Source organism: Aeromonas sp. 601027 (assembly GCF_049174455.1).
GTDB classification, from domain to species: domain Bacteria; phylum Pseudomonadota; class Gammaproteobacteria; order Enterobacterales; family Aeromonadaceae; genus Aeromonas; species Aeromonas veronii_A.
The window spans coordinates 1-10,078 of record NZ_JAAKTN010000027.1 but is presented as its reverse complement, the minus strand read 5'-3'; the positions used below and the strand labels follow the sequence as shown (position 1 = coordinate 10,078).

The window sequence follows — 10,078 nt, the reverse complement described above, 5'->3', positions numbered from 1 at the left end:
GTCAGAAAGCCTCGAGTGTAACGGTAACCAGGAGCTGGGGAAGTCATGACTTGCTCGTTGATTTGGGCAACAACGCCGTAACGATGGATACATCTACGTGGCCTGATGCTGGCAGCACTATCTCAACGACAGCTGATGTGGAAGTGACCAATGCTGTAGCTTTAACGCTGACCATCGAAGATTTACCGCTAGATGGCACCATGGTGCTGGTAAGTGAACATAAATTCAAAGCTAAAGCTCTGATGTCGGATGGCGTCGAAGAGGATGTGACCGATTCAGTTGAGTGGAAGGTTGCCGTCACCCCGGATGCGACATCCGCTGTTGATTGGGATGTCACTGATGACACTGTTGCAGCCATTGAGAACGGCGTGCTTTCGACAAAAGCGAAAGCTGGTTTTGTTCGGGTAATGGCTTACGCCCCCGCAGGTAGTTCTATTGGAAACATCGGCGCTCTTGAATCATCGGAGGAATCTGTGCAGATAGAGCGATGGATACCAATTATAAACTCGGTGAGTGGGATGCCCCGGGAAGTTATGGTTCAAACTAACACTGGCAAAGCGAACTATGGTGACGCTCGTGATGCTTGCGCGCGCGTAAAAGATAGATCACTGGCAAGAACAGAAGAGCTGGGACCACTTTATAATGCTTACCCTAACAATCAACTCAAGACAATGTTTGGGTTCTATACGGGGGAATGGTATTGGACTTACTCACATTTGTATACCAGCGGCCCCGTCGCGATTAAGAGCCTGCTTACTGGTGCCGTATTGGGCTCTGGATCGCTCGAAGAGGGGTGGGTTTTTACCTGTACCCGCCCCGGCCGATCATAATTTTGGTTGTTTTGTTGTGCTAGCGCTCTAGGTAGTGCAAGCCATTAACTAGTGAGACTAGTTACACTTAAAAATAAAAAGGAGGCTGAGTCCTCCTTTTTATTTTGCAATTGCGCGGTCATCTACCACATAGTGACTGCCCACATATTATCAGCATTGATGGTTTTTGTTATCGCGGTCATTTTTGCTGGCTGGTGGCAAAGTCGCTCTCGGTCGGGTCGTTAAACATTAAATGAAATTTATGCAACCTAGCTTTTAGTTTGTCTGGCTTGTTGATTTTTATTGTTCCGCGCTCAAGAGATAACTCACCAGAAACTACCAAATCTTGCAGCACTTCATTAAGCCTTGGGCGACTAATGCCGACGATTTGACTTAGTTTTTGCTGTGTTATTTTTATTGTCAACGGTGTTGCATTATTCTCTGAGCTCTTCGCGGATAACTCTAGCAAAACATAAATAATGCGAGATATTAAGCTGTGAAGTGCATTGCTGCCCATTTGCAGACTAAGACGGCCTATACGCTGTGAGATAAAAAACAAAAATTTATATATTTCAATGTTTTTTAACAAACTCCTTTCTATCTCGGCTTTTGGGAGTAAGAAAAGCTGAGTTGGCCTGAGAGGCTCATACATAATTTGAGGGTTGTATCTATTATTATGAATCACTTGGATGCCAAACCAACTTCCTGCGCCATACAGCAGCCCTAATGAGTTGTCCAAGGTAACGTTGCTTGCATAGCTGACAAGACACCCCGAATGAACATAAATAATGCCAGGTAACCCACTATCAAGTTGCCTGATCTCAATGGATTTAAGCATTGCAAGCAGATGCGCTTGGGTGGATTGTTGGAGAGTGCAGGGCCATTCAATCACTGTGGCCAATGTTGATATCTCAACCTTTTTTAGCGAATCCATTCTTCTTCCTCATGTGGCGTGGAAATTGTTTACATGATAAATTTAAGGTGATGGGTATACACGATTGAATAGTGCTATTTATCAGATATGGTACAAACATCTTGCGCTTGATAAAGCATTTGTCCAATAAAACTTATACATCATGACGATGGGTTGTTTTTATGTCTAGATATTAGGTTGCAGTTGATTATATGGGGTAATGTTGCGCAAGATTATCTTGAAATTTTTGTCAGTATATTTTTCTTGCAAAATAACCATGGTTTATTCAGATTGCGGGGTAGGATCTTCGCCATCAGTGAAGGCTAGATTTTAATAAATTTACAGCCGCCAATGATGTATTGATTTTTATTATTTCTGAAATGTCATTATAATTGCTGTTCTAGTTTACGCCGAGACTTGTCTAAATAACTGATCCCAATAGTGCTACACCTTCGTTGTGCCATAGCCATTCCCCGGGAAAGGAGACACTGTGTTCATGAAGTGTTTCACTCGGGCCAGCAGGCAGGCCATTCCTCTGTCTTGATGATTGCGCGTGATGGTTTTGTGCCACAGCCGTTCTATGTGATTAGCCCAAGGGCTGTAAACTGGCTGGAACACCAAGCAGAACCCTGGGTTCTTCTTCAACAATCGCGCGGTCTGTTTGCTTTTATGGATGATGTAGTTATCGAGGATCAGCGTGATGGTTTTGGCTCGTCGGTAGTGGCGAGGCAGCTTTTCCAGCATGGCGATAAACAGGGATGACTTTTTCTTTATCCCGCTGACGTAAAGTACTCTTCCGTTACCTGCATGGAGAACGCCTGCCAGGTAATGTTTGGCGTTTTGTCCCGGTGTGACAACCCGCTTTTGCTGCGCACTGAACATCCAGTCGGCCCCTAATTTGGGGTTGAGGTCTATATCGACTTCATCTTCATAAAACACCGGATTATCGGCGCCACAGCGAGCCAGCGCAGCGTCGATATCCGCCATTTTCTCCTGATAGGCCGGGTCTTTTATCCGTAAGGTCGGCATGGGCTTGCGCCAGACAATGCCCATACGAGGTAACCATCTTCGGAGCGTGGAGGCTGCCATGTTGAGCCACGTTAACCTATTGATTTTGATAGCCAATAGTTCGGTACACCAGCGGCTGCGCTGATAACCAAAATCTTGCGGAGAAAACTGCATGAGCAGCACCAGTACGGTGACAATCTTGGCGACTGGTAAGACAGGGGCATGGCCAGCCGGTAAGGTCTCTAACGCCCCCACACCTTCATCTCGATACTACCGAAGCCAACGACCGATGGTCGAGCAAGCCGCGCCGGTAAGGTGATGAACATCAGTGATCGTGCGTCCTTCATGTAACAGCAAGATGGCCATCAAGCGACGAGCATGCCCTTTATCACGCGTGGCATGGATGATTTTGTGAATGCGGCGCCGTTGTGGTCGTGGCAGGGGTGGTAGGATAGGCATCAATTCAGTCCTTTGGGTGCGGCTTGTTTTGTTTGGCGACTAATGAGATCGCACAAACTGAACTGAGTTCCCTACCTCCGGTGATCTAATATTCGGAACAGCTATTTAGCTAAATACCGACTGGCTTCATGGGAGGAGGGCTTTGTAAATTAAATATCTTTGATGCTTATGTAGACGCGAACCTTGATGTTAATGCTACACCCGCAGTGTGAACAAAGCGCCTTTATTAGGCGTCAACTACTCTGGCCGCCAAGGGATAATTACTTAACTGACTGTTGGGTTACCGTTTTTGACGTCTTCTTCCTGTAGCTCTCTCCCGTTACCTCGAAAATGTATCCATGGTGGATCAGCCTGTCGGCTGCGGCCACCGCCATCGTCTCATCCACGAAGATGCTGCCCCATTCACTAAACGGATGGTTACTCGTAATAATCAAGCTACCTCTTTCATATCGATGTGCGATCAACTCGAACAGCACCCCCGTCTCAGCATTGTCACGTTTGACATAGCCAAGGTCGTCTATCACTATCACCCGGTAGCGATCTAGCTTCAGAAGCACCTCATTAAGTCTCAGCAATGATCTGGCCTTACTGAGTTCCTGTAGCAATTCACCGGCACTGTAAAACCGGGCTCGATGCCCCTGACATACAACGCCGTCAACGATCGCTGCGGCAAGGTGACTCTTGCCAAGACCGCTGGCCCCGAACAGCAGGACGTTTTCACCGCTGTCCACCCAGTCCGTCGTTGTACTATAGCTGGCGCACCTGCATTGCGTTCAGCTCCGGAACCTAGCCGAAGTCATATTCGGCCAGTGTTTTACCCGTCGGCAGACGCGCCTCTTTTATATATCGCCGCAGCCGTTCAGTTTGCCGGTGTGCTGCTTCTTCGCTACAAAGCGACAGCAGATAACGCGAGGGGGTCCAACCTTCGGCTAAGGCTCGTTTTTCCTGACTGTGTCATTCTGACGCCACACGCGTTAGACGCAGCTTTCTCAGCAGTCTTTCAAGGGTATGAATATCGGTCATTGTAAACCTCCCCTCTGGAGAAGGAGGTCATAGCTTTGCAGGCTATGCTGGACTACTTTCCCATCCGGCAAGGGGTGTTTTTCTTTAACGCCAAGCCACTTCAGTAGCTTTTTGCAGATCCGGTTCTCCAGGCTCCAGTAATAGCTCGCTCACTCTCTTTGCGATCAGAGATATGTCCTCCTGCTCTGCTGCCAGCTTGAGGGCGTTCACCATAAGCCTGCTGGCTAGTTGAGGCGTCAAACGTGAACACATTCGCTGCCACAGCTGGCGCCATTCATCATTAGGCAGGATGTCATTGCGAAGCGCTGCGTGGTAGAAGGCTCCCGGCTTTTTCACCAGACTGCCTATGACGTGACGGAAGTTGATGCAACGGGCACGACGTTTCCCCTTTGCCGCCCTGACCCTATGGCTACTCATCACCTCATCGCAACCCACGTAGCAGCTCAGGCGATCATCCCAGAGGCGAACTTTCAGCATCTGCCCAATCAGTCGAGAGGGAACGCTATACACAACGAATTTCACATTGATAGTGCTACTGCTGCTTACCCGAACGGAGATTTCTTCGTAGTCAGCACAGCGATTCCGGGGCAGTAGTGTCAGAAACGCCAACTCTTGCTGGACCTGATCCTGATTGCGTTGGGTATGACGCAAAACCTGTTGGGTTACAAATCGTCGGTACTCTTCCAGCGACTGGAAGTCATTACTGCCACTAAGCAGCAGGGCTTGCCGGATACGTTGCTTAAGATGGCCGTGGGCTGATTCAACCGAGCCATTTTCATGGCTCCTCCCTGGGTTGTTGCGTGACGGCGTCATGCCGTAATGTACGCAAAGTTGGGCATAGCGCTCGCTTGATCATGATGGTCATCTTCACTCAGGTTCTTCCATGCGGCTGCCAAGCTATCTGTACGGTGCTCTTGCGGTACACCGCCCAGCTGACCAAGAGCTTCCTGGAGCCCCTCAGGCAGAGCGGTAAAGCTCTCTCCACCAGTAACGACGCGCACCCAGCTCCAGCGGCTCCATTCAAGCCTGAAATGGAAAAGTTTATGTTCCAGCGGGCGACCATTAAGAGTGATCACCGTGTTCTTCAGCTGGGTAAAGTCAGACAGCGCTCGTAGCCCTGGTTTGTGCTCCTGGCGGAACATGATTTCCAGCTCTTCGCCATGACAAGCTTTCCAAGTGCGGATGCGTCGTTGGAGCGCCCGCCGCACGGTATCAGGGTACTGGCCTGGGTATTTATCTTGTAAGTACTCAAGAACGGTTGTCGGTGAAAGTCGTGGACGAGATGCGAGCAGGGGGAGGATCTCGTGTTCCCAGACCAGCTCCAGCGGGTCCTGACGTGTACGCCAGTGTCGCTCGTTCGACTGCTGCCATTGTCGTTCTTTCTCGATACGCCGCCCAGACCGGACGGAGATCCCAGCGGTAGTTGACGCCGCATCCTGACTAAGACCTTTCTTACGTTGAGCCATATAAAAACTGACCTACCTAATGTTCAGCGTCACAAGGTCTCCCTGGAAAGAAGAAACAGGACTCTTAGATTACAAACAGGCCAGAGTAATTGTCGCCTAATAGCAGCCCATTAGGTGTCGTGAGACTCTCTAATCTCATAAACCATGCGGAATGCTCGCTCACGGATTTCGGGGGAGAACTTGTTGGATGAGCTAACAATGACTCCACTCTATCAACAGGTGAAGCCTCCGCGATACCTGGGGCGGTTCACTGCGCAAAAAAACATTCATTTGTTCCTCAGGGAACATTAATCGATGTGCGGTTCTAATATCATTGAATGACATGTCAAGGCTTTATGACGAAAGAAATTTCGCGTACAGCAACCTTTTTATTGCACTTTGTTTGTGCAAACTGGCCAATTAATGGTCTGGGTTAGCGTTGGAGTTTTATTTTTATGATGAGTAAATCGCGGGCGTTTAAATTTGCCCTCACTTTGGCGATAGCGACACTTTCAATGCAGTCTCATTCATCCGGAATGGTGCCGGAGGCAACCGTGCTTCTCATTAATGAGGCTGATGGTGGTGGTAGCATGAAAGTAAAAAACACAGATGACAAAGCTGCTCTTTTATACACCACCATTCAGAATGTCGATGGTGATGGTGCACAAAAGAGCGACAATGCTAGCGATGTTATGCTGGTTGCCACTCAGCCCATTGTTCGCCTTGAAGGGGGTCAAACTCAACTCGTGCGTTTTGTGCTCAATAATGTCGAACCGCTGCAAGTTGAGCAGTACAAGCGTGTCACTTTTGAAGGGATCCCTCAAGCGAAGGTGGCGGGTGGGAAGCAAATCGCTACAACCATACGTCAGAATCTCCCTGTCATCATTCATCCGAAAAATTTACCGGTGCTCACAACGCCTTGGGAAAAGCTTGAATGGAAAGTGCAGGGGAATAAATTAACTGTCACCAATCCGAGTGCTTACGTAGTTCGCTTGTCGCCAAAAGTGGTAACTCAGCCATCAAATATCAAGGGCTCTATTGGCAAGACCTTTATTCTGCCGGGGGAGACGTTGAATGTCACACTTGAGTCAACCACGACCGACAAGCAGGTGAAAATTTCCCCTGTGTCGCGCTTTGGTATCGGCGTGGGTGACTATTTGGCTGCGGTGAAGTAATGATGGCGCTCTCTGTATTGCGAGGCTCCTACTTGCATTCATTAGTGGCACCCTTTCCCTTAAAGATGGCCGCTTTAGTGGTGAGTTGCGTCTTGAGTGGTTACGTTTGTGCTGCTGAGACAAGCAACACTGATGAGGCGTTGAATTTTGATGTGGAAACGTTGCGCGCTCGCGGCATAGATGTTTCCGTTGCAACTTATTTTTCTCATAAGGCGCGTTTTACGCCAGGGATGCGCACGGTAAGTGTTTTATTGAACGGTCGCGATATCGGCAACATCTCTGTCTTGTTTGATAAGGCGGGGCAGCCTTGTGTTAGTCGCGATTTTTTGAATGCCGCTGGGTTAAAAATGCCGCAGCAGGCAAAGGATGTGCTTTCTTCATCAATAATGGGTGACGGAGGTAGTGACTTTGCTGATGTTGCCAAGGATGAGCGGGGTGAGAGTGAGGTTGTTAGTTGCATTGATTATGCGGACGCTTTCCCCGGGACGGTATTTTCTTTGTTTCCTACGGAGGAGCGGATTGAGGTGCTTACCCCACCAGAAGCACTGATATCGCAAACGGAAAAGCAAGATAATTTCAGCACCGGCGGTGTTGCGGCATTGTTGAATTATTCGCTGTTTACCAGCCAAAACCAATTTGATGGTGGTGGGAGTAGCGACTACAAGCAAGGCGCGTTCGAGGCAGGCGTTAACGCCAATGACTGGCTTTTGCGTAGCAAGCAGATGGTGAGCCAAAGTAATGGCAAGGTGAATCGTGATTCGCTCTACACCTATGCACAGCACACTCTTCGTGATGCGCAAAAAATTGCACAGATAGGGCAAATCAATGTCAGTGATACGCTGTTCTCTGGTTACGCCATTAATGGCGCACAATTAATTCCAGAGACCGCGCTGGAAGGTGATGGTGGTAGTGGTATTTCAGTGAGTGGTATCGCTCAGACTGCTCAGGCGCGTGTCGATATTAGGCAGTCGGGGGTCTTGATTTACTCAACGCTAGTGCCTGCTGGCCCATTTACTCTCACCGATATTCCAGTTATCAGTGTCAATACGGACCTGGATGTCACGGTGACAGAGAGCTCTGGCGCGACCAACGCATTCACGGTTAGCGCGGCAAGCCTCGTTGGTGCCAAGCTTGGCAGGCCTTTGGCGTTATCAATGGCGCTGGGTACATTGCGAGATATTGACACGCCGTTTGATACTCCATGGCTTGCTACTGCCTCAAATGGTTGGCAGGCCACTAATTACCTGAATCTGGTTGGTGGGGTAATGGTGGCAAATAAATATCAGTCGCTGGCGGGTGGTGTGGATTTTATGCCGCAGGATAACCTGAGGTTGAGTGCCAACTTGCTAGGGTCTCATGAGCAACTTAATGACAATAGCGGAGTGCGATTCAGTGCGTCGGCAAGTTACACTGCGCCCAGTAATGTCTATGTTGCCACATCCTGGGAGCAAAATAGCGAAGGCTATCGAGATTTGTTGGATACCTTTTCTGAGGATGCACTGAGTTCGCGAACAAAAAATAGTTATTCGCTCTCTGCTGGTTGGTCGAATGACTTGCTAGGCTCGCTCTCGCTAGGATATTCGAATTCCACTGGATATGGTGACAATGATAATACCTCAAAACGACTGATTGCATCGTGGGGAAGGAAATTCAAGTCCGTTTCGGTGAATGCAAATTGGCAGCGTGAAATAGATGCTGACTCAGGCAATGGCAATGGCTATGGCCGTAATAGTGGTGATACCTTTTATCTCAATGTCAGCATTCCGTTCGGTTCGCAGAGCGTTAATACGTTTGTGCGAGGGGATAATGGAAGCACAACTTATGGGGCGCAAACATCGGGAAACATTACACAAGACCTGAGTTACAACGTCTCGGCGGAAACCTCAGGAAATAATGGCCGGGTTGTTAATGGTGGGTTGAATGCCAACCTACATTATACACGTCTGGGGGTGAATGCTGGCTCGTCAGGGAAGCACTCTCGCTATACCTCGGCCACGCTTGATGGTGGCATCGTTGCTCACAGTGAAGGTGTGACATTTTCGCCTTATGCCGTGCAAGACACCTTTGGTGTTGTCTCGCTGGGCCAAGATGTGGCAGGGGTTGAGATTAGTACGCCACAAGGGACGGTGTGGACAGATAAATGGGGAAATGCGGTGGTGCCGTCACTTAACGCATATCAGAACTCCAATGTCATGATTAACACTGACTCGCTGCCAAAAAACGTGGATGTTAACAATGGCATGAAAACCGTAAATGCGGGTCGAGGGGCCGTTCATCAATTGCAATTTGGCGTGCTGTCGGTACGTAGGGCAATGCTGAGACTCACTATGCCTGACGGTAAATTGGTGCCCAAGGGGGCAGTGATATTTGATGATGACAATCAATATGTCACTACCGCAGTGGAGGATGGCGTGGTGTTTATCGCTGATGTGGAAAATAGTGAATATTTGTACGCACTAGCAGATGAGGCTGGTCGAAAATGTCAGCTCAAATTCAAGCTTCGTGACATGCCATCACTAGATGAATATTACGAAAATGTCGATGCAACCTGCGAAATGTAATAGATGGAGTGTCGCGACATTCAATTCAGCTTATCAACAAACCCAGGAGAGACCATTATGTTAATTAGCTGGTTCAGTTTACGAAATGGTGCCCTGTTGGCGGTGCTGCTCTTTTTGCTTGGTAATCAAGTGCAAGCAAATGTAAGTGATTGCATCATAAATATTTCCCCATTAGAGCAAGATTACGGTAACCAACGCCGGGATGATTTGTCTTTTTTTAATAGCCCACAAGGTCGTGCTACAAAATGGGATGAGCGTACAAGCAATTTGACCATTAGCTGTCCTCAGGAAGAACACATGGCGTTGCGTTTTTCAGGTGTTAGCGGTGCTGATGGCGACATTGCGCTGGGCAATCAAGGAAAGGTAATTATTGTAATAAGTGATGCCGTGTTGGATGGTAAAAAAATGCAACTGATAAAAACCAGCGACAGGGGCGCGATAACAAGTGTTACCGATAACTCGCACCAAGTGCGGGTAGGAGATGACATCGCCGTGGGAGAAAGCCTTGAAAAAGGCCGGGTGCTGAATGCGACCATCACCACAACACCGTATTTGCTGGAAAGTGCATTTATCGTACCGGACACACAAAGGGTTGAGGGCCGTCTTAGTGTCGAACTGCTTGAGTAGGCAATTTATTACCGAGTAAAAATGGTAATGCGTAATGGCTCGTGTTATCAGGAGCTAA

5 protein-coding genes and 4 pseudogenes are annotated in these 10,078 nt (G+C 48.5%); 4 read left to right on the top strand and 5 right to left on the bottom strand.

The window, feature by feature from the left end:
* Positions 1 to 830, top strand: an 830-nt coding sequence (locus G5193_RS21665) for a hypothetical protein (protein ID WP_421207334.1), incomplete at its 5' end; no start/stop codon positions are given.
* 178 nt (positions 831 to 1,008) lie between these two features.
* Here the strand turns inward: G5193_RS21665 and G5193_RS21660 are convergent.
* The 5 genes and pseudogenes from G5193_RS21660 to istA all read right to left on the bottom strand — a co-directional run bounded on the left by G5193_RS21660 (position 1,009) and on the right by istA (position 5,678).
* On the bottom strand, positions 1,009 to 1,743 hold the full coding sequence (locus G5193_RS21660) for a Crp/Fnr family transcriptional regulator (RefSeq protein WP_421207333.1): 735 nt from the start codon (positions 1,741 to 1,743) through the stop codon (positions 1,009 to 1,011).
* Between the two features lie 423 nt (positions 1,744 to 2,166).
* Positions 2,167 to 3,189: pseudogene (locus tag G5193_RS21655) on the bottom strand (IS630 family transposase).
* A gap of 260 nt (positions 3,190 to 3,449) precedes the next feature.
* Positions 3,450 to 3,923 (bottom strand): annotated as a pseudogene (locus G5193_RS21650) (ATP-binding protein); the annotation flags it as partial.
* A 52-nt stretch (positions 3,924 to 3,975) separates the two neighbouring features.
* Positions 3,976 to 4,119, bottom strand: a pseudogene (locus G5193_RS21645) (hypothetical protein); the annotation flags it as partial.
* Between the two features lie 89 nt (positions 4,120 to 4,208).
* Positions 4,209 to 5,678, bottom strand: a pseudogene (gene istA, locus G5193_RS21640) (IS21 family transposase).
* Between the two features lie 434 nt (positions 5,679 to 6,112).
* Here istA and G5193_RS21635 point away from each other — a divergent pair.
* From G5193_RS21635 to G5193_RS21625, 3 genes are read left to right on the top strand one after another with little or no spacing between them, the layout of a single operon-like run.
* A complete protein-coding gene (locus G5193_RS21635) occupies positions 6,113 to 6,832 on the top strand; it encodes a fimbria/pilus chaperone family protein (protein ID WP_421207332.1) in 720 nt (239 codons plus the stop codon).
* Positions 6,832 to 9,393 carry a fimbrial biogenesis usher protein gene (locus tag G5193_RS21630; protein ID WP_421207331.1) on the top strand — a complete coding sequence of 854 codons (2,562 nt, stop codon included), beginning with the start codon at positions 6,832 to 6,834 and terminating at the stop codon, positions 9,391 to 9,393. Before G5193_RS21635 ends, G5193_RS21630 begins: the two co-directional genes overlap by 1 nt.
* Positions 9,394 to 9,450: 57 nt before the next feature.
* A complete protein-coding gene (locus tag G5193_RS21625; protein WP_421207330.1) occupies positions 9,451 to 10,020 on the top strand; it encodes a hypothetical protein in 570 nt (189 codons plus the stop codon).
* The last annotated feature ends 58 nt before the right edge of the window (positions 10,021 to 10,078 follow it).

What these genes read in the sequence shown, in the direction of transcription:
- G5193_RS21660 (WP_421207333.1), bottom strand. Translation starts at nt 1,743, where the DNA reads ATGGATTCGCTAAAAAAGGTTGAGATATCAACATTGGCCACAGTGATT.
- G5193_RS21625 (WP_421207330.1), top strand. Translation starts at nt 9,451, where the DNA reads ATGTTAATTAGCTGGTTCAGTTTACGAAATGGTGCCCTGTTGGCGGTG.
- G5193_RS21630 (WP_421207331.1), top strand. Translation starts at nt 6,832, where the DNA reads ATGATGGCGCTCTCTGTATTGCGAGGCTCCTACTTGCATTCATTAGTG.
- G5193_RS21635 (WP_421207332.1), top strand. Translation starts at nt 6,113, where the DNA reads ATGATGAGTAAATCGCGGGCGTTTAAATTTGCCCTCACTTTGGCGATA.